Consider the following 18,789-nt stretch of genomic DNA (forward strand, 5'->3'; position numbering starts at 1 on the left):
GGCACCGACGACGAAGGGCCTCCGAACCCGGGGGTTCGGAGGCCCTTCTGTCAACGATGATCTGAGACATCTGTCAACGATGTCCCGATACATCACATCTGGCGGAGGCGGGGGGATTTGAACCCCCGGTCCGGGTTTAACCGGACCCTTCATTAGCAGTGAAGTCCGTTCGGCCGCTCCGGCACGCCTCCTGTGCGCCTGAGACCCCACGGGGATCGCCCATGCCTCGTCCAGGCGCTGTACCAGGGTAGCGGCAATCCTTGCCGGAGCACAAAAGCGGCATGACGCTCCTGGCTGGGCGGCGCAGTACCCTGGTCAGAGCAGCAGTGGGCATCAGCAGACAGGAGGCGGCCGCCGATGAGTGAGGTCCAGGGACAGGCGGCGGCCACCATGGAGCTCGTCATCGCCGTCGTCGGAGCCGGCCCGCGCGGCACCTCGTTCCTGGAACGCCTGCTGGCCCACCTTGACCACATCCCCGACCCCGTACCGGAACTGCGCATCGTGGTCCTGGACCCCGCTGCGCACGGGCCGGGTCGCGTCTGGGACCCGGACCAGTCGCCTCTCTACCTGATGAACACCCCGGCCAGCTACCCGACCGTGGCACCGGCGGGGGAGACCCAGCAGGGGCTCGCCCCCTCTGAGGTCTCACAGAGCTTCGCCCAATGGCGCCGGGAACGCTCCGGGGAGACCGGTGACGCCGACTATCCCACCCGCGCCGATTACGGGCAGTACCTTGCCGATCTCCATGAACGGACCATGGGACTGCTGTCTGCCCGCGACGGCGTCACCGTGGAGTCCCGGCGCTCCCAGGTCATAGGGCTGCGCCAGGTGGGCGGGAGCCAGCACGGTGGCGACGACGCCGTCGACCAGCGCTACTGCCTCAGCTGCGACGACGGCACCGAGCTGACGGCGGACGCCGTCGTACTGGCGCTCGGGCATGTGCCGGCGAGACTCTCCGATTCCGCCCAGCACCTCGCCGACGTCGCCGTAGACCTGGGCCTGCACTATTCGCCGCCGGCCATACCCACCGATGTCGACGTCGACGCGATCCCGGCCGGGGAGGCCGTGCTGGTCCGGGGGATGGGCCTGAACTTCTTCGACCTGATGATCCAGGCCACCGCCGGGCGCGGCGGCCGGTTCCGCCATCTGCCGGACAACCCGCCGGGGCGCCGTCTGGAGTACCACCCCAGCGGGGAGGAGCCCCACCTGATAGCCGGTTCCCGCCGGGGCGCACCCTACCGGGCGAAGACCACCGCCGCCGGGTTCGTCCCGGCAGGCATCCGGCTGGTCCACTTCACGGAGCAGGCCGTCGAGGAGGCGGAACGGCGGCACGATGTGCTGGACTTCGCCGCGCACCTGTGGCCGCTCATCCACCGGGACGTGCTGCGGACCTACTATCGGACGCTGGCCGCCGTGTCCCCGGAGCTGTTCCCGGCGCGGCCGGAGGTGTTCCTGGACGAGTTCGACCGGCTGCTGGAAGACCCCGGAGTCGGCGAACAGGTACTGGCGGTGCAGGGGCAGCATCTGCTGCACGAGCACGCGCCGGATGTGCTGTGGTTCGACATCAGATCGCTGGGCAGACCTTTCGACGACGTCGTCTTCGACTCGGCCGACCATCACCGAGACCACATGCTCGCCTACCTGGAGGATGACGCGGCGTCCTCTGCCGCCGGCGCGGCGAGCCCGGTGAAGATGGGGATCGGGGCGCTGCACGCGGCCCGGATGGAGCTCAAGGCACTGATCAGCGACGGCCGCGTGTCCACGGCCAGTCAGGTCGCGGACATCGAGGGCTGGTTCGAGTCTCTGGTGGAGGGTCTGGCCAGTGGTCCGCCGCTGCAGCGCATCGAGGAGCTCGCCGCCCTGACCCGCGCCGGCGTGGTGGACTTCCTGGGCCCGGATCCCGTCTACGACGTCGACCGGGAGAGCCGGACCTTCAGCGCCGAGTCCCCCTGGGTCGCCGCCGAGCCGTTCCGCGCCCGCTGGCTGATCGAGGCGATGATGCCGGCGAACCGGGTGCAGCTGTCCCGCTCGCCCCTGGTGGCCGGGCTGCTGAAGGACGGTCTCGCCCGTGCCAAGGAGCTGGTCGACGTCTCCGGGACCGCCCGGGCCGGCAAGGGCTTCGACGTCACCGAGACGCCCCACCGCCTCATCGACGCCGCCGGACACCCCCTGGACGGCGTCTACGTGCTGGGGCTGCAGCTGAGCTCCGTGCAATGGGGCACCGCCATCGCCGCCGAATCCGGTGGGGATCCGCGCTCAGGGGCGCGTACCCTGGCCGACGCCGACGCCGCAGCTGGCAGCATCCTGCAGACCGCGCTGGGGCGCTGACGCGCGGGGCTGAGACCCGCCACCGCAGAGACAACATGGTGAGTTTGCGTAGATGACGGCGCCTCACCGCAGCACTGTCGCCACACTCTCGGCGAGCCCCTCGAGCAGCAGCTGGGCCTCATGGTCCTCGATGACCATCGGCGGCCGGATCTTCAGTACATTGTCCTGCGGCCCGATGCGGCTGATCAGCAGGCGACGGCGTTTCATCTCCTCCACCAGGCGCTTCGTGGCACGGGCGTCCGGGGAGCCGTCGTCGTCGATGATCTCCAGTCCGAAGAACAGTCCCGAGCCGCGGCGGGCGCTGATGCGGGCGGTGCCGGAGGCGATCTCCTCCAGCTGGCGGTGGACCCGGGCACCGAGTTCCGCCGCATGGGCCATGAGACGCCGGTCCTCCATCTCCTCCAGGACGGCGAGCCCGGCCGCGGACGAGACCGGGTTGCCGGCGAAGGTGTTGAAGTACATGTTCCGCCGACCGAACTCGTCGAGCAGCTCGGCAGTCGTGACCACGCCGCCCATGGGGTGGCCGTTGCCCATGGGCTTGCCCATCGTCACCAGATCAGGATCCAGACCGACGGCCTGATGTCCCCACATCGCACCGCCGAGGCGCCCGAACCCGGACTGCACCTCATCTGCGATGACCAGACCACCTGCGGCACGGACCTTCTCGCCGAGCATCTGGGTCCACCCGTCCGGAGGCTCCGGCATGCCCTCTGTGGAGAACAACGGGTCCACCAGCAGGGCGGCGACGCCATGGCCCGCCTCCTGCAGGGAGCCCAGCGCAGCGTCGAGCTGGGCGGCGGAGCTCTCCAGGAGCGAGCGAGGATCCACGCCGGTAGCGGTGACGGTGTCGGGGACGTGGAACGCCCGCACGTGGTCGCCGAATTCCTCACCCACAGCGAGCCCCGTGGTCAGCTCCGCGAGACTCCTGGTGTTGCCGTGGTAGCTGAAGTCGGTGACCAGCACACCGCGAGCACCGGTGTGCTGCGTCGCCAGCCGCAGGGCCAGCTCGTTCGCCTCGGAACCGGAGTTGGTGAGGAACAGGCGATCCAGGTCAGTGTCGAAGGTCGCCAGCAGCCGCTCCGCATACTCCACCACGCGGTCCTGGAGGTACCGGGTATGGACGTTCAGCCGCCCTGCCTGGTCACAGATCGCCTGCTGCACCCGGGGGTTCGCGTGTCCCACATGGGGCACGTTGTTGTAGCCGTCGAGGTACTCGGTGCCGTCGGCGGCGGTCAGCCAGACGCCTGCGCCGGAGGCCAGGTGCAGGGGCTCCTCGTAGAACAGTGGGGAGTGTGGGCCGAGCGTGTCCCGCCGACGCCGCAGCAGAGCGGCTGTCGCCGGCGTCTGGCCGGGAGCGCTGACGGGGGAGCTGTCCGCGGTGCTCATGGGTGCTTCCTTCCAGGAGTGTCGGATGCGGGGAATGTCGGTGGTCAGCGTGTGGCCAGGCTCAGGGCCATGTCGGTGACGGGCCCCGCCACGTGATCGACGATGAACTCGGCGTCCTCGTCTCCACGACGAGCCGCGGCCCAGCCGAGGTAGGTGCAGCCGCGGGCCAGGATGAGGTCGTCGAGGAGTGCCAGGTGCTCCGCCGGGATGGGCCGGATCTGCGTGTAACCTGCCAGCAGGGCCTCGCGCTGCCGAGCGGCGTCCGGATGCCGGTGGTGCCAGAACAGGATGGTCGCCAGATCGAAGAGATGCCAACCGGTCGCGCAGTCATCGAAGTCGATCAGGGTCAGTCCCTCCGGGCCGGTGAGGATGTTCTCCGGGGTGAAGTCGGCATGGATCGGGCCGAACCAGTCATCATGCGGTGCTCGGGTCAGGCGCTGCCGCACTCCGGCCGTGGCTTCCGCCAGGCGTCCCGCCCCGGGATGGTCGAGCGTCCCGGGGTCTCCCCAGACGGCGTCGGGCCCCCAGAAGCCGGCGGCGTCCCAGGTAGGCCGGTCGTAGGCGCTGGGGCCGATCTCTGAGGCGGCCAGATGCGCCTCCGCCGCGAGCCTTCCCACGGCGGTGAACATCGTCAGGTCCGGTGTGGTCCCGCCGGTCCAACCGGACTCCACCGAGCCGATCGGTCGCGAGTCGACCACCCATTCCATGACCACCACCTGGGTGGGTCCTTCCGGGGTCTCCACCGTGACCGGATCCAACAGGTCCGAGGTGCGCCGGGCCGAGTCGGGCGTGTCCGCACCCGCCGCGTCCGACTCGCCAGGCACGCGGGGGATCGCGCGAATGGTTCGGACTCCGTGGGCCTGGAGACGGCGTGCGAAGTCCAGCTCCGCCCGGATCTGTGAGTCTCTGCGGTGCCCCGGCCGGTGCAGCCGTACCGCGTAGTCGCCGTCGTGCGGCGTCGCGGCACGGAAGACGGTGTTCTCGCGGTGCTTGACGAACTGCAGCGTGCTCTCGGCCGACAGCCCATAGGCGGGCAACGCCCGTCGTGCCGCCTCCTCCGCCCAGTCCGGTGCCTGTTCGCGCACGATGTGGTTCCTTCCGCTCAGGTCGATGTCACTCATGTCAGGGCGTCGAAGGCGAGGGTGGGGACATCGACGATGTGCGCACCCCCGTCGGTCACCAGTGTTGCGCCGGTGAGGCAGGCGGACTCGGGACCGGCCAGGAAAGCGATCGCCTGTGCGACCTCGTCGGCCTCGGCGGGGCGCCCCAGCGGCACATGGCGAGTGACGTGGGCATAGGCTGACTCCCGGTCCGGCAGCTCGGCGACGGCGTCACACAGCTGGTCCATCTCCTCGTCGGCCATGGGCGTGCGCGTCCAGCCGGGGCAGATCGCGTTGACGCGGATGCCCTCCTTCCCATGGTCCCGGGCCAGCGCGCGGGTCAGCCCGATCACCGCATGCTTGCCCGTGGTGTAGCCGACCACCCCGGGCCCGGCGCGCAGACCTGCCAGTGAGGAGACCATGACGATGCTGCCCCGGCTGCGTCGGAGGTGACACAGCGCGGCTCGGGCCGTGTGGAACGCAGTGCCGACGTTGGCTCCCATGCTCGCCTCCCAGTCCTCGGGGCTGGTCTCCTCGGCCGTGGCGAAACCATGACCGCCGGCGTTGGCGATCAGCGTGTCGAGGCCGCCGAGATGCTCCGCGGCGGCATCCACTGCGGCCTGGGCAGACTCCGCTGCGGAGAGATCGGCGGGGATCGCCACGCCTCCGATCTCGTCGGCGACCTGCCGGAGAGGCCCCGGGCGGCGTCCGGTCACGGCCACCAGCCATCCGCGGTCGGCCAGCAGGCGGGCGGTGGCCGCACCGATACCGGTGCCGCCGCCGGTGATGAGCGCCCGGCGGGTCGGGGTCGTCATGAAGGTCCTCCTGGTGGGCGTCATGGTCGGCGGGCCGGTGCTCCGGCGGCGGCCCGAGATCCCCACACCGCAGCGGTGCGCGGACAGGCTGTGGTCTGGATCCTGGCATGTCTCCGCCGCCGGGCTCTTGTCCACCGGTGCACAGGCCTGCGCAACGCGTGCTGGACCGACGCCGTCGGGTGATCCTGTCGCGGATCGCCAACTGACCAGCACGCACGTGCAAGCCAGCTCATGGCGCCGTCCGTAGGTTCACAGGCACGAGCACTGCCACGCCGTCGGCGGGACGGACCCGCTGGGACATGAGGAGGACTTCGCGATGACATCACCAGCAGACACGCTGATCACAGCCGCCCGCATCGACGTTGACGCCAGCGGTGAGGTGGTCGCTGACCAGATGGCCCTGCGACGAGGAAGGATCCTCGCGGTGGGCGAGTCGTCGGCGGACCACGCGGGACCGGGCACACAGGTGGTGGACATGGGCGGCCGATGGCTCATGCCGGGGATGGCCGATGTGCACAACCACCACCTGCTGGCCGGCCAGTCTGACCTCTTCGAGCTGACCGTCAGCCCCACGGCGGGCCTCGACGAGCTGCTGAGGGCGGTGGCTGAGCACGCCGCGCAGCAGAGTCCCGAGGAGTGGATCGTGGGCGGCAGCTGGGGCAGTGTGCTGCTGGATCAGCTCAACACCTCGGAGACCCTGTCACGCATGGACGAGGCCTGCGGCGGACGCCCGGTGATGCTGCGGGACGACAGCAAACACAACCGGTGGGCGAGCTCGGCGGCGCTGCGGGCGGCAGGCATCACCGCTGACACCCCGGATCCCGACGGCGGACAGATCCTCCGGGACGCCACTGGCGAGCCCACCGGTGTGCTCATCGAAGCCGGTGGCCTCCTGGTGGAGGAGGCGTTGGCAGCCCACCAGCCGATGAGCGTCGAGGAGACGGCCCAGGCGGCGGCGCGGGGCATCGAGATGCTCCACGCTCACGGGATCACGGCGTTCCAGGACGCGGCGGCGTCCTTGCAGCTCATGGAGGCACTGCACCACCTCGACAGTGAGGGTCGGCTCAAGGCGTGGACGGTGACCTCCATGCTGGCCAATGACTTCATCTTCGGGGCCGACCCTCTGGGCGAAGAGATCATCCGTCACCGGGACCGGCTGAGCAGCAGGCACCACCGGCCGGACTTCATCAAGATCTTCCTCGACGGCGTCCCGCCGACTCGCAGCGCGGCCTTCCTCGAGCCCTACCTGCCCGACGCGCTGCACGGCTGCGACCACCGAGGACACACGACGATGGACCATGCAGAACTGGAGAGCTGGCTGCTCCGTACCGCGGAGCGGGGGATCTCTGCGAAGATCCACTGCACCGGCGACGCCTCGGTGCGTCTGGTGCTGGACGCTGTGGAGGATGTGCGTCGGGCCGGACACACTGAGCCTCGCTATCAGATCGCTCACGGCCAGTTCATCCACCCGGACGACGTGCCCCGGTTCGTGGAGCTCGACGTCGTCGCCGACATCTCTCCGGCCCTGTGGTTCCCCGGGGTGATCGTCGACGCCGTCTCCTCCGTGCTGCCCGAGGGGCGCGTGGACCGCATGCAGCCCAATCGCGAGCTTCTGGATGCGGGTGTGCTGATCGCCGGCGGCTCGGACTGGCCGGTGGCGGAGTCGCCGAACCCGTGGGCGGCGATCTACGGGCTGGTGACCCGCCAAGACCCGACTCGCCGGGCACCGGGCACCCTGTGTCCGGACCAGGCGATCACCCTGCGCGAGGCGATGACCGTCCACACCACGGCGGCCGTGGAAGCAATGGGGCTGAGCGCGGAGACCGGACGTCTGGCCCCCGGGCTCTCCGCGGACTTCATCGTCCTCGAGCGGAGTCCCTACGAGGTCGACCTCGAGGAGCTCCCCGAGTTCTCCGCCGACGAGACCTGGTTCGCAGGTCAGCGGGTGCACGCCCGCTGACGTTGACTTCTGCTCCCCATTCCTGCCCAGAAAGGTCTGACAATGTCCACCATCACCCGTGGCTCCGCCGTACCGCATCAAGCATCACCAGCAGGCGACGGCGGCGTGAACCGCACTGGGATTGATGGAGACTCCAGCTATAGGGATTCCACCAGCTCATTGGATCTGGTGTTGTCATCGTAGAACAGGGCCTCGAACTCCGTCGGCGGCCGGTCACCGAGGTATCCATGGAGCCGCTCGGTGTTGTGCCAGTGGACCCATCCCAGAGTCGCCAGCTCCACATCTTCGACGGTCTTCCATGGGCCGCGCTGAGCGCGCACCGGTCCTCGGATGAGTTCGGCCTTGTAGTAGCCGTTGACGGTCTCGGCCAGAGCGTTGTCGTAACTATCCCCGACAGTTCCGATTGATGGGGTGGCCCCAATCTCTGCCAGTCTCTCGCCGTAGCGAATGGACGTGAATTGAGATCCTGCATCGCTGTGGCACCGCAGTTGCTCGTGCCGTGGGCCTCGGGACCAGCGGGCCATCTCGATCGCGTCGAGCACCGTGTCGGTGCGCATCGTAGAAGCGACCCGCCACCCAACGATCGCCCTGCTGAAGGCATCGATGATGAAGCAGACATAGGCCACACCGGCCCAAGTCGGTACGTAGGTCAGATCGGTGACCCAGAGCCGATTCGGCGCGATCGCGGTGAACTCGCGATTGACCAGATCCGGATGCCGCGGGGCTTCAGGGTCAGGTGTGGTGGTGCGGACCTTCTTGCGCCGAAGAACACCTTCAAGGCCCGCGTGGCGCATCAGTCTCGCTGTCTGATCTCTACCGATCTGCAGGCCGGCTCGGTTCGCTGCCTTCCAGAGCTTCCTGGCTCCATAGACCCCGTAGTTCTGCGCGTGCAGGCCCACCAGTTCTGGGATCAGCTCGGCATCCCTGACGCTCCGGGCCGAGGGGGCACGGTTCTTCGCTGCGTAGTAGGTGCTCGGAGCCACCTGCAGCATCGTGCAGATGGGCTCGACTCCGAGTCGACGACCGTCGATGACGTCGTCTTTGTTGGCTTCGATGAAGGCGACTATCTCGGTGACTGGCGGTCGAGCTCCGCCCCGAAGAAAGTCGCGGCCCGTTTCAGGATCTCGTTGGCCCGCCGCAGTTCACGGTTCTCTTGTTCCAGGGCTTTCTCGCGGGCCGACTGCTCGGTGCTCTGACCCGGGGCGTGGCCTTCATCGATGTCTGCTTGACGGACCCAGGACCGGACAGACTCAGGCCCGTAGCCGAGCTGAGTCGCGACCCGCTTCACGGTGCCGCGGTCAGTCCCCAGCTCCTGGCGCAGCTGGCGGACCATCCGCACCGCTGCGGCCTTCTCCTGCTCCGAGTAGCGGCGCGTGGTCGCGTTGCCCGGTTTGATCTCTCTTGGCATGTCTCCATCATCCTTTCCAAACGATGGAGTCTCCAAGAATCCCAGTGCGGTTCAGCGCGCTGATCTTCATCGCTGCGTACTCGGCGGTGCTCAATGCCCTGATGCTCATCGCCCCCGTGATCAGCGGCAAACTCGCTGAGGACTTCGGCCTGGGGCCCGCGCAGACCGGCGCGATCTTCTCCGTGGAGCTGGGCTGCTTCAGCCTGGCGACGATCCCGGCCTACCTGTGGCTGCGCCGACTGAACCTGCGCCAGGTGACGATCGTCTGCACCGTGATCGTGATCGTCGGCAATATCGTCTCCGGCTTCGTGGGCACGTATTCCGCGCTGCTGCTCGCGCGACTGGTGACCTCGTTGGCGGCGGGCTCGATCGTGGTCATCCTGCTCTCCCGGTCGGGGAAGGCTCATAACCCGAGCCGGGCCTTCGGCGTCTTCGTGGTCTCGCAGCTGGTGATGGGCGCGCTGATCCTCGCGGTCTTCCCCACCGTCTTCGCCGAGGTCGGGTCGTCGGCCGTCTACTGGAGCCTGGCGGGGCTGGCGCTGCTGTGTCTTCCGGCCACGGCGCTGTTGGACGGCGAGTTCCTCCGCCGCGACCGAGGGCAGGGCCCCGCGGACGCGGCCCGACCGAGCGGACGTTCCGTGCTGCCCTTCGTCCTCGGACTGGGGGCGGTGCTGCTGTTCTACGTGGCGCTCTCCGGAGTGTGGACCTTCATGGCCGCTGTCGCCGACGTCGCCGGGACCTCTCCGGATGCGGTGAGTCGTACGCTCTCTGTGGCGACCCTGGCGGGGATCGCCTCGGCACTGTTCGCCTCGCTGCGAGGGGACACTCCGCGGCGGCGTCTGTATCTGGCCGTCGGGTACCTGGGCATGGCGGTCTCCGTGCTGCTGCTGGTGGGGGCTCCGGGGCTGTGGCGTTTCGCCGTCGCGGCCGTCGTGTTCAAGTTCGTCTGGACGCTGATCCTTCCGTACCTGCTCTCCACGCTGGCGGATCTCGGATCCGGAGGTCAGGTGATGAACACGACGAACCTGATGATCGGTTCCGGGCTGGCCTTGGGCCCGTTGATCAGCGGATCCCTCATCGAGTCGACCGGCGGCTTCGGTGCGATGCTGCTGGTCTCGACGGTCGGCGTCATCGTCTCAGGACTGCTGGTGATGGTGGTGCATCCGCGGAGAGCCGACACTTAGGGCAGCAGCTCAATACACAGTTGGTTCCGCGGTTTGGGCCCTTCTCCCGCCTGAAACGGCGCGGCGTCAAAAGTGCCCAAACCGCGGAGTCAACGTGAAGCAGACGCCTCAGGCGTGCTGGCTCACCGGAGACTCCGTGCGAGCTGCCGCGTCCAGGGTGTTCTGTGCGAAGAACGCCGCCAGCCCCGCGGTGTCCGTCAGCGGCAGCACGTGGGCCACGTACTGGTCGGGACGGACCACGACGACGGCGCCGTCTCGGGAGATGCCGCGGGTTTCGAAGATGTCCTCGCCGTCCAGCACGGCGAAGACCTTCTCGTACTGCAGCAGCTGGTACGGGCCGACCTCCGGCAGGAAGATCCGTGGGGCGTCGGTGACCTCGAACTCGGTGTGCCGCTGCTGGTAGATGACCTTCACGTCGAACAGCGCATCCTGGTCCGCCCCCTCAGGAGTGCAACCCACCACCGGGGAGTCCGGCGACTCGGCCAGCCACCGGGCCCAGTCGGTCAGCGCGGAGGGCTGTCCGGCGGCAGGGCGGTCCGCGAAGGCGTAGATCCGCCACCGGCCGTCCGCCTCGGCCTGGTGGCCCAGATGCAGCGGGTTGGTGTCGCAGACCCGCACCACGCGGGCGGACTTGAACCGCTTGCCCACCGGGAAGCCGGAGGCCAGCTGCTGGTGCTCATCGGGGCCCACGATCATCGAGGGCTCATACTGCGTCATGAACCCGGCCGGGAACTCGGCGGTCTTGACGTAGAAGTCCTCCAGCTCGGAGGGGTCCTCGAACTCCTCGGGCCTCTTGGCCATCATCGTGGACCACTCGCGGTCGAAGTCGATGAGGTTCTGCGCGATGACCTGACGCTCCGCGGAGTAGGTGCTCAGCAGCTGCTCCGGGCTGCGCCCGGTGAGCACGTGCCCCAGCTTCCACCCGATGTTGAACCCGTCCTGCATGGAGACGTTCATGCCCTGGCCTGCCTTCGCCGAATGCGTGTGGCAGGCGTCGCCGGCGATGAACACCCGCGGGCTGCGGGAGGCGTCGTCGACGTCGTCGAACTTCTCCGTGAGCCGGTGGCCCACCTCGTAGACGCTGTGCCAGGCGACATGCCGGACCTCGATCGTGTAGGGGTGCAGGATCTCGTTGGCCTTCTGCTCGATCTCCTCCACGGTGGTCTCCCGGATGCGGTCCTTGCGCTCCGGGGTGACCTCTCCGAGGTCCACGTACATGCGGAACAGATGCCCGCCCTCGCGAGGGATCAGCAGGATGCTGCCTCCGGAGTGGGACTGGATCGCGCATTTGAGGCGGATGTCGGGGAAATCGGTGCGGGCCAGCACGTCCATCACGCCCCAGGCGTGGTTCGCCTGGTCGCCGTCGAGGCTGCGGCCGATGGAGGCGCGCACGCGGCTGCGGGCGCCGTCGGCGCCCAGCACGTACTTGGCGCGCACCACTCGCTCCTCGCCCTCGCGGGGGCCGGCGGTGTGCCGGACCCGCACCGCCACCGGGTGGCTCCCGGAGTCCTTCACGGTGAGGTCCAGGAACTCGATCCCGTAGTCGGGCCGCATCCGGGAGGGGGAGCGCTCCATGAACTCGGCGAAGCGGTCCAGGATGCGCGCCTGGTTGACGATCAGGTGCGGGAACTCGCTGACGTCCTGGGGGTCGTCCACCGGCTGGGCGGTGCGCACGATGTGCTCCGGCGTCGCGGTGTCCGGCTTCCAGAACGCCATCTCGGTGATGTGGTAAGCCTCGCAGGAGAGCTCCTCCGCGAAGCCGAAGGCCTGGAAGGTCTCCACGCTGCGGGCCTGGATGCCGTCAGCCTGGCCGACCTCCAGCCGCTGGGGCCGGCGTTCGATGATCCGGGTGTGGACGTCGGGGAACCGCGAGAGCTGGGCGGCGGCGATCATGCCGGCCGGTCCGGTGCCCACGATGAGCACGTCCATCTCGTCGGGCAGCTCGTCGGGACGGTCCAGGCCGATCCCTTCGGCCGGGAGGACGCGCGGATCCGTGGACACGTAGCCATGGTGGTGAAACTGCATCGTCATGCTCCTGCGGGTGAGGACGGGATGAACTCGGCGGCGAGACGCTCGACGCCGCGGGCGGCCAGGGAGACGTCGGCGCCCACCAGGATCCAGGAGGCCCCGGCCTCCAGGTACGCCTTGGCCGTCGCCGGATCGAAGGCGTTGACACCCACCGGCACTCCGACGGCGCGTCCGGCGGCGAAGGACCGCTCCACGGCGGCGACGACGTCCGGGTGGGTCTGCTGGCCGAGCAGTCCCATGGAGGCGGACAGATCGGAGGGTCCCAGGAAGATGCCGTCGATGCCGTCCACGCCGGCGATCGTCTCGGCGTTCTCCACGCCCTCGACGGTCTCGATCTGGACGAACACCGAGACGTGCTCGGCGCCGCGGGCCAGATACTCGGGCACGCGACTCCACCGGCCGGAGCGGGCCAGGGCGCTGCCGATCCCGCGGCGGCCCGCCGGCGGGTACTGCGCGGCGGCGGCGACGTCGCGGGCCTCCTGCGCGGTGGAGACCATCGGCACCAGGATGTTCTGCGCTCCCAGGTCCAGCACCTGCTTGATGATCACCGGGTCCGCGGAGGGCACCCGGACGATCGGGGTGACCTCATAGCCGGAGGCGGCATGCAGCTGGGCCAGCACGGACTCCAGCCCGTTGGGGGCATGCTCCATGTCGATCAGCAGCACGTCGAGCCCGCCGCCGGCCATGACCTCGGCCATCACCGGCGATCCGGAGCAGACCCACCCGCCCACCAGGGGCCGGTCGGCCGCGGCGAGGCGTTCGCGGAAGGTGGGGGTCAGATGAATCGGCATGTCACGGCTCCCAGATCCCCGTAGTCGCAGTGGACGGTGTCGCCGGGGTGGACCCACATCGGCCGGGTGAAGGATCCGGCCAGGATGATTTCCCCGGCCTCGAGCCGGTCCCCGTGTCCGGCGAGCCGGTCGGCCAGCCAGGCCACCCCGCGGGCGGGGTGGCCCAGCACGGCGGCGGCCACCCCGGACTCCTCGATGGTCTCGTTGCGGTACAGCAGTGCGGAGACCCAGCGGAGGTCGACGTCGTGGGGCCGCACGGGCCGACCGCCGTGGACCATGGCGCCCATCGCGGCGTTGTCGCTGATGGTGTCCACGATGGTGCGGCCCTCCATCTCGATGCGGCTGGAGAGGATCTCGACGGCGGGGACCACGTAGTCGGTGGCGTCCAGGACGTCGAAGATCGTGGTCTCACGACCGGTCAGCCCCGCACCGGCGAGGTCGCGGCCGAGCACGAAGGCGAGCTCCACCTCCACCCTGACCCCGGTGAATGCCCCGTGCTGAAGCACCGCACCGGTCTCATGGACCATGTCGGCGAAGATCGTGCCGTAGTCGGGTTCGGTGATGCCGGTGGCGGCCTGCATGACCTTGGAGGTCAGGCCGATCTTGCGTCCTGTGGGGCGTCGCCCGGCGGCGATGCCGCGACGCCGCCACTCGTTCTGGACCGCGTAGGAGTCCTCCACGGTCATCTCCGGGTGACGGGCGGTCAGCAGCGGCACCATGGTGCGGTCCCGCTCGGCGTCGGCGAGCTCTTCGGCGATCTGGCCGATCTGTGTCTCGGTGAGCATGGGTTCCTCCCTCAGAGCTGGTGGCCCAGCTTGTACTCGCCCTGTTTCCAGCTGGGCATGGACTCCTCGCCCTCTTCGGCGCGGGTGTAGGAGAACCCGTCGGCGCCGATGGTGACCTCCATCTCGGAGTCGTCGGTGCGCTCGGTGGTGGGCACCGGACGGCCCTCGAGGTCGAGGACGGTGGAGGCGTCGGTGTACCAGGAGGGGACCACCGGGTTGCCCCACCAGTCGCGGCGCTGATTGTCGTGGACGTCCCAGGTGACGCGCGGGTTGTCCGGGTCGCCGGTGTAATAGTCCTGGGTGTAGACCTCGATGCGGTGCCCGTCGGGGTCGCGCAGATAGAGGTAGAACGCGTTGGAGACGCCGTGCCGGCCGGGGCCGCGCTCGATGTGGTCGGAGAGCCGCAGCGCACCCAGCTTGTCGCAGATGGCCAGGATGTTGTGCTTCTCATGGGTGGCGAAGGCGACATGGTGCATCCGCGGGCCCGCCCCGCCGGTCATGGCGGTGTCGTGCACCGTGGGCTTGCGGCGCATCCAGGCGGCGTAGGTGGTGCCGGCGTCGTCCTGGATGTCCTCGGTGACGCGGAAGCCCAGGGTCTCCATGTAGCCCACGGCCCGCGGCACATCCGGGGTGACCTGGTTGAAATGGTCGATGCGGACCAGCGCTCCGGGGGAGTAGAGGTCGTAGCGCCAGGCGAGCCGCTCCACATGCTCCACCTCATGGAAGAACTCGTAGGGGAAGCCCAGCGGGTCCTGCACCCTGACCGAGTCGCCCAGCCCCTTCACGAAGCCCTCGGGGTTCCTCTTCACCGGGCAGCCCAGCTCCCGGTAGAAGGCCTCGGCACGGTCCAGGTCCTCCGGGCTGCGCACCCGGTAGGAGAAGGCGGCGACGGCGGCCTCGTCCCCCTTCCGGAGGATCAGGTTGTGGTGGATGAACTCCTCCATGGAGCGCAGGTAGATGGCGTCCTCGTCCTCCTCGGTGACCACCAGGTCCAGCACGTCCACGTAGAAGTCACGGGAGCGCTGCAGATCGGTGACCACCAGCTCCATGGAGGCGCACCGCAGGATGTCCGGCGGCGGAGTGGAGGGGGTGGGGAGGGGGTTCGGGTTCGTGTCTGTCATGCTGAGCGTCCTTGCTGCTGATGAGGATGGGAGGGATGGGCAGGGTGGGGCGGTGCCGGGTCAGTCGGCCTTGCCGAAGACCGGGTTGTGGACCTCGCCGAGGTTGATGTGGACCGCCTGCTGGTCCGTGTAGAAGTCCAGGGAGCGGTACCCGCCCTCGTGGCCGAGCCCGGAGGCCTTGACCCCGCCGAAGGGGGTGCGCAGGTCTCGGACGTTGTTGGAGTTCAGCCACACCATGCCGGCCTCCACGGCCTGGGCGATGGTGTGGGACCGCTTGAGGTCGTTGGTCCAGATGTAGGCTGCCAGCCCGTAGCGGGTGTCATTGGCCAGGGCGAGCGCCTCCTCCTCCGTGTCGAAGGGGGTGATCGCGACGACGGGCCCGAAGATCTCCTCCTGGAAGATCCGGGCGGTGGGCGGCACGTCGGCGAAGACAGTGGGGGCGACGAAGTTCCCGGTCTCGAAGCCCTCGGGGCGACCGCCGCCGGCCACCAGGCGTCCCTCGGTCTTGCCCAGCTCCACGTAGCTCATGACCTTCTCGAAGTGCTCCGGGTGCACCAGGGCGCCCACCTCGGTGGTCTTCTGGTGCGGCAGCCCGACCTTCACCCGCTTCGCCTGGGCGGCGTAGCGCTCCACGAACTCATCGTAGACCTCCCGCTGGACGAGAATCCGCGAACCGGCGGTGCAGCGCTCCCCGTTGAGGGAGAACACCCCGAAGATGGTGGCGTTGACAGCGGCCTCCAGGTCGGCGTCGTCGAAGACGATCGCCGGCGACTTCCCGCCCAGCTCCATGGACAGGCCCTTCAGGTGCGGGGCCGCGTTGGCGAAGATCAGCTGACCGGTGGCGGACTCACCGGTGAAGGAGATCAGGGGGACCTCCGGGTGCTTGACCAGGGCGTCGCCGGCCTGCTCACCGAAGCCGTTGACCAGGTTGAACACGCCCTGCGGCAGCCCGGCCTCCTCGAAGATGCCGGCCCACAGGCCGGCGGAGAGCGGGGTGAACTCCGCCGGCTTGAGCACCACCGTGTTGCCGGCAGCGATGGCCGGGGCGAGCTTCCAGCTCTCCAGCATGAACGGGGTGTTCCAGGGGGTGATGAGACCGGCGACGCCGATGGGCTTGCGGTTCACATAGTTCACCTGCCGGCCGGGCACCTTGTAGACGTCGTCGGCCTGCGCGACGATCAGGTCCGCGAAGAACCGGAAGTTCTCTGCGGCCCGGCGGGCCTGACCGAGAGCCTGGGTGATCGGCAGGCCGGAGTCGAAGGACTCCAGCTCGGCGAGCCGATCTCCGCGGGTCTCCACCAGGTCCGCGATGCGGTGCAACACCCGGGAGCGCTCGCGGGGGAGCATGCGCGGCCAGGGCCCTTCGGTGAAGGCGCGCCGTGCGGCGGCCACGGCACGGTCGACGTCGGCGGCCTTGCCGGAGGCGGCCTGGATGTAGGTCTCGTTGGTGACCGGGTCGAGCACGTCGAAGGTGTCGCCGTCGGCGGAGTCGACGAACTCGCCGTCGATGTAGTGCTGGATGCTCTGCGGCAGATCCTCCGGCAGGCGGTGGGCGTAGGCGTCGGGGCCGGGGGTCGAGGTCTGGGTCTCGAGGGAGTTCATCGGGAGTCCTCTCACTGCGGGGTGTCTGGGGTCAGGTTCTGCTCGTGGCTGCGGTAGGCCTCCACGGTGCGCCATTTGTGGCGGCGGACCGCCATCTCGATCTCCACCGGGTCTGCCTGGGCCCGGATCAGCGCCAGGATCTCCTCGTGCTCGGCCACGGAGAGCGGGGCCCGTTCCGGCACGAAGCTGAAGGTGGAGCTGCGCAGCCCGGAGAGTCGGTTCCAGCCGCGGTCCACCAGATCGGCGATGTGCGGGTTCGGGCAGCGGTGCACCAGGGCGCGGTGGAACTTCTCGTTCAGCGCGGTGAACACGGTGGGCTCGAAGTGGTCCAGCAGCGCGCGCATCTGCTCGTTGATGGACTCGGCCCGGGCGATGTCGGTCTCGGTCAGGCGTCCGAGGGACAGCGAGGTGGCCGCCCCCTCGAGCACGCCGAGTGTCTGCATGGTGTCGATGTACTCGCTCTGGTCCACCATGGCCACCCGGGCGCCGATGTTGCGTTCGAACTCGACGAGTCCCTCGGCCTCCAGACGGCGCACCGCCTCCCGGACCGGGACCGTGCTGACGCCGAGCTCCTTGGCGATGGTGCCCAGCACCAGGCGGTAGCCCGGGTTGAAGTCCCGGGCGATGATGCGTTCCCGGATCCAGCGGTAGGTCTTCTCCGACTTGGAGGCCTGCTCGTCGATGCGCAGGGTGCTCATGCCTGGTCCTGCGTCGCCGCGGCCGCGCCGTCGGCGGTCTCAGCCTCGTAGCGGGCCCGCCACTGCGCGTTCATGGGGAACAGGCCGTCCACCGGGTGGCCGGAGGTGACCTGCTCGGCGACCCAAGCGTCTTCGGCCTCCTTGGCCAGGGCGGCGTCGGCGACCTCCTCGGCGATCTCCGGGGGCAGGACGACGACGCCGTCGTCGTCGCCGACGATGACATCACCGGGCTGGACGGCGGCCCCGCCGCAGGCGATGGTGACGTCCACGTCCCAGGGGACATGTCGGCGCCCGAGCACGGCGGGGTGGGGCCCCTGGCAGAACACGGGGAGGTCGATCTCGGCGACGGTCGCGTGGTCCCGGACCCCGCCGTCGGTGACGACACCGGCGGCACCGCGGGCCTGGGCGCGCAGAGCGAGGATGTCGCCCAGGGTGCCTGAGCCTGTCTCCCCGCGGGCCTCGATGACGATCACCTCACCGGCGCCGACGTCGTCGAAGACGCGTTTCTGCGCGTTGTAGCCGCCGCCGTGGCTGCGGAACAGGTCTTCGCGTGCCGGGATGAAGCGCAGAGTGCGTGCGGTGCCGACCATCTTCCGTCCCGCACGGGTGGGGCGCAGACCGTCGATGGTGACGGTGTTGTAGCCGCGGCGGCGCATCTCCTGGGTCAGGCCCGCCACCGGAGCAGACTCCAGCTTCTCCCGCAGGGCCTCAGCGATCCCGGTGGTGTGCTCCGGCAGCCCGGCAGCCTGGCGCGATCCCCAGGCCTCCTCGCGCTGGAGGTCGTCCACGCGCGGCAGGCTCCCGAGGTCGGGATCGAAGTCTCCGGGCCCTTCGACGATCGGGGTGCGCAGTCGGCCGCTGGAGCGCGGGGCCTGCTCGGGGTCTCCCACGACGTCTACCTCCACCTCGACGACGTCGCCGGGCTGAGTCACCGAGGCGCCGGCGGGGGTGCCGGTGAGGATGATGTCTCCGGGCTCCAAGGTCAGATGCTGGGAGAGGTCCGCCACGAGCTGGGGGAGGGGGAAGATCATGCCGGCCGACGTGTCCTCTTGGACGAGGTGGCCGTTCTTCCAGGTGCGGATGCGCAGGGCGGAGGGGTCGACGTCGGCGGCGGGGATCAGCTGCGGGGCGAGCGGGGTGTAGCCGTCCCGCCCCTTGTTGCGGACGTTGGAGCCTTTGTCGTTGCCGCGCAGGTCATACAGGCCGAGGTCGTCGGCGGCGGTGATCCAACCGACATGCGCCCACGCCTGATTCCGGGCGAGGCGGCGGGCCCGGCGCCCGATGACCAGGGCGATCTCCCCCTCGAAGCCCAGCAGCTCCGTACCGGCCGGGCGTTCGACGGCGGCCTCGGTCGGCGCCAGCGAGCTGGCCGGCTTGAAGAAGTAGGACGGGGCCGCGGGGCGGCGACCGCGCTGCTCGGCCCGGGAAGCGTAGCTGATGTGGACGGCGATGATCTTGCCGGCGTGGGCTGTCATCAGGTCCTGGGAGTCGCTGAGGGTGTCCAGGTGGCTGGAGGTGTCCAAAGAAGCTCCTTCGCTCCGTGGGGGTCTGCGCTGTATGCGTCTGCGCTGTATGGGTCTTTG

14 protein-coding genes and 1 tRNA gene are annotated in these 18,789 nt (G+C 69.3%); 3 read left to right on the forward strand and 12 right to left on the reverse strand.

Features of this window, described 5'->3' with window-relative positions:
- Positions 1–99: 99 nt before the first annotated feature.
- Positions 100–191, reverse strand: a tRNA-Ser gene (locus ABD658_RS07220).
- Between the two features lie 166 nt (positions 192–357).
- Between ABD658_RS07220 and ABD658_RS07225 the strand changes: the two genes are divergently transcribed.
- Positions 358–2,328: an FAD/NAD(P)-binding protein gene (locus ABD658_RS07225; RefSeq protein WP_344682589.1), complete on the forward strand. Its 1,971-nt coding sequence runs from the start codon at positions 358–360 to the stop codon at positions 2,326–2,328.
- Positions 2,329–2,391: 63 nt separating this feature from the next.
- Here the strand turns inward: ABD658_RS07225 and ABD658_RS07230 are convergent, their stop codons facing one another.
- The 3 genes from ABD658_RS07230 to ABD658_RS07240 are packed head-to-tail and all read right to left on the reverse strand — an operon-like array spanning position 2,392 to position 5,629.
- A complete protein-coding gene (locus ABD658_RS07230) occupies positions 2,392–3,714 on the reverse strand; it encodes an aspartate aminotransferase family protein (RefSeq protein WP_344682587.1) in 1,323 nt (440 codons plus the stop codon).
- A 44-nt stretch (positions 3,715–3,758) separates the two neighbouring features.
- Positions 3,759–4,835 carry a phosphotransferase enzyme family protein gene (locus ABD658_RS07235; RefSeq protein WP_344682585.1) on the reverse strand — a complete coding sequence of 359 codons (1,077 nt, stop codon included), beginning with the start codon at positions 4,833–4,835 and terminating at the stop codon, positions 3,759–3,761.
- Positions 4,832–5,629: an SDR family NAD(P)-dependent oxidoreductase gene (locus tag ABD658_RS07240; RefSeq protein WP_344682583.1), complete on the reverse strand. Its 798-nt coding sequence runs from the start codon at positions 5,627–5,629 to the stop codon at positions 4,832–4,834. Before ABD658_RS07240 ends, ABD658_RS07235 begins: the two co-directional genes overlap by 4 nt.
- Positions 5,630–5,945: 316 nt before the next feature.
- Between ABD658_RS07240 and ABD658_RS07245 the strand changes: the two genes are divergently transcribed.
- Complete coding sequence (locus ABD658_RS07245; RefSeq protein WP_344682581.1) at positions 5,946–7,589, forward strand: amidohydrolase; 1,644 nt, start codon at positions 5,946–5,948, stop codon at positions 7,587–7,589.
- 137 nt (positions 7,590–7,726) lie between these two features.
- On the opposite strand, the gene ABD658_RS07250 is transcribed toward ABD658_RS07245, so the two are convergent.
- A protein-coding gene (locus tag ABD658_RS07250; protein ID WP_344682597.1) for an IS3 family transposase occupies positions 7,727–8,997 on the reverse strand; the annotation gives its coding sequence in 2 pieces (ribosomal slippage) (positions 7,727–8,694 and positions 8,694–8,997; 1,272 coding nt in all).
- A 23-nt stretch (positions 8,998–9,020) separates the two neighbouring features.
- Between ABD658_RS07250 and ABD658_RS07255 the strand changes: the two genes are divergently transcribed.
- A complete protein-coding gene (locus ABD658_RS07255) occupies positions 9,021–10,181 on the forward strand; it encodes an MFS transporter (RefSeq protein ID WP_344682579.1) in 1,161 nt (386 codons plus the stop codon).
- Positions 10,182–10,289: 108 nt separating this feature from the next.
- On the opposite strand, the gene ABD658_RS07260 is transcribed toward ABD658_RS07255, so the two are convergent.
- The 7 genes from ABD658_RS07260 to ABD658_RS07290 are packed head-to-tail and all read right to left on the reverse strand — an operon-like array spanning position 10,290 to position 18,681.
- Positions 10,290–12,206, reverse strand: coding sequence for an FAD-binding monooxygenase (locus ABD658_RS07260; protein ID WP_344682577.1), 1,917 nt, complete (start codon positions 12,204–12,206; stop codon positions 10,290–10,292).
- Positions 12,207–12,208: 2 nt separating this feature from the next.
- Entirely contained in the window at positions 12,209–13,000 is a 792-nt protein-coding gene (locus ABD658_RS07265) for an HpcH/HpaI aldolase family protein (RefSeq protein WP_344682575.1), read from the reverse strand.
- Positions 12,985–13,785, reverse strand: a complete 801-nt coding sequence (locus ABD658_RS07270) for a fumarylacetoacetate hydrolase family protein (protein WP_344682573.1) — start codon at positions 13,783–13,785, stop codon at positions 12,985–12,987. Before ABD658_RS07270 ends, ABD658_RS07265 begins: the two co-directional genes overlap by 16 nt.
- Before the next feature lie 11 nt (positions 13,786–13,796).
- Positions 13,797–14,906, reverse strand: a complete 1,110-nt coding sequence (hpaD, locus tag ABD658_RS07275; protein ID WP_344682571.1) for a 3,4-dihydroxyphenylacetate 2,3-dioxygenase — start codon at positions 14,904–14,906, stop codon at positions 13,797–13,799.
- Between the two features lie 60 nt (positions 14,907–14,966).
- A complete protein-coding gene (gene hpaE / locus ABD658_RS07280) occupies positions 14,967–16,508 on the reverse strand; it encodes a 5-carboxymethyl-2-hydroxymuconate semialdehyde dehydrogenase (protein WP_344682569.1) in 1,542 nt (513 codons plus the stop codon).
- Between the two features lie 11 nt (positions 16,509–16,519).
- Positions 16,520–17,206: a GntR family transcriptional regulator gene (locus ABD658_RS07285; protein ID WP_344682567.1), complete on the reverse strand. Its 687-nt coding sequence runs from the start codon at positions 17,204–17,206 to the stop codon at positions 16,520–16,522.
- Positions 17,203–18,681, reverse strand: coding sequence for a fumarylacetoacetate hydrolase family protein (locus tag ABD658_RS07290; protein WP_344744236.1), 1,479 nt, complete (start codon positions 18,679–18,681; stop codon positions 17,203–17,205). Before ABD658_RS07290 ends, ABD658_RS07285 begins: the two co-directional genes overlap by 4 nt.
- Positions 18,682–18,789: the final 108 nt, after the last annotated feature.

It is taken from the genome of Nesterenkonia aethiopica (genome assembly GCF_039534665.1).
Taxonomy (GTDB): Bacteria; Actinomycetota; Actinomycetes; order Actinomycetales; family Micrococcaceae; genus Nesterenkonia; species Nesterenkonia aethiopica.

Excerpts from the sequence above, each read along its gene's own strand:
- ABD658_RS07225 (WP_344682589.1), top strand. The coding sequence starts at position 358 with ATGAGTGAGGTCCAGGGACAGGCGGCGGCCACCATGGAGCTCGTCATC.
- ABD658_RS07230 (WP_344682587.1), bottom strand. The coding sequence starts at position 3,714 with ATGAGCACCGCGGACAGCTCCCCCGTCAGCGCTCCCGGCCAGACGCCG.
- ABD658_RS07235 (WP_344682585.1), bottom strand. The coding sequence starts at position 4,835 with ATGAGTGACATCGACCTGAGCGGAAGGAACCACATCGTGCGCGAACAG.
- ABD658_RS07240 (WP_344682583.1), bottom strand. The coding sequence starts at position 5,629 with ATGACGACCCCGACCCGCCGGGCGCTCATCACCGGCGGCGGCACCGGT.
- ABD658_RS07245 (WP_344682581.1), top strand. The coding sequence starts at position 5,946 with ATGACATCACCAGCAGACACGCTGATCACAGCCGCCCGCATCGACGTT.
- ABD658_RS07255 (WP_344682579.1), top strand. The coding sequence starts at position 9,021 with ATGGAGTCTCCAAGAATCCCAGTGCGGTTCAGCGCGCTGATCTTCATC.
- ABD658_RS07260 (WP_344682577.1), bottom strand. The coding sequence starts at position 12,206 with ATGCAGTTTCACCACCATGGCTACGTGTCCACGGATCCGCGCGTCCTC.
- ABD658_RS07265 (WP_344682575.1), bottom strand. The coding sequence starts at position 13,000 with ATGCCGATTCATCTGACCCCCACCTTCCGCGAACGCCTCGCCGCGGCC.
- ABD658_RS07270 (WP_344682573.1), bottom strand. The coding sequence starts at position 13,785 with ATGCTCACCGAGACACAGATCGGCCAGATCGCCGAAGAGCTCGCCGAC.
- hpaD (WP_344682571.1), bottom strand. The coding sequence starts at position 14,906 with ATGACAGACACGAACCCGAACCCCCTCCCCACCCCCTCCACTCCGCCG.
- hpaE (WP_344682569.1), bottom strand. The coding sequence starts at position 16,508 with ATGAACTCCCTCGAGACCCAGACCTCGACCCCCGGCCCCGACGCCTAC.
- ABD658_RS07285 (WP_344682567.1), bottom strand. The coding sequence starts at position 17,206 with ATGAGCACCCTGCGCATCGACGAGCAGGCCTCCAAGTCGGAGAAGACC.
- ABD658_RS07290 (WP_344744236.1), bottom strand. The coding sequence starts at position 18,681 with ATGACAGCCCACGCCGGCAAGATCATCGCCGTCCACATCAGCTACGCT.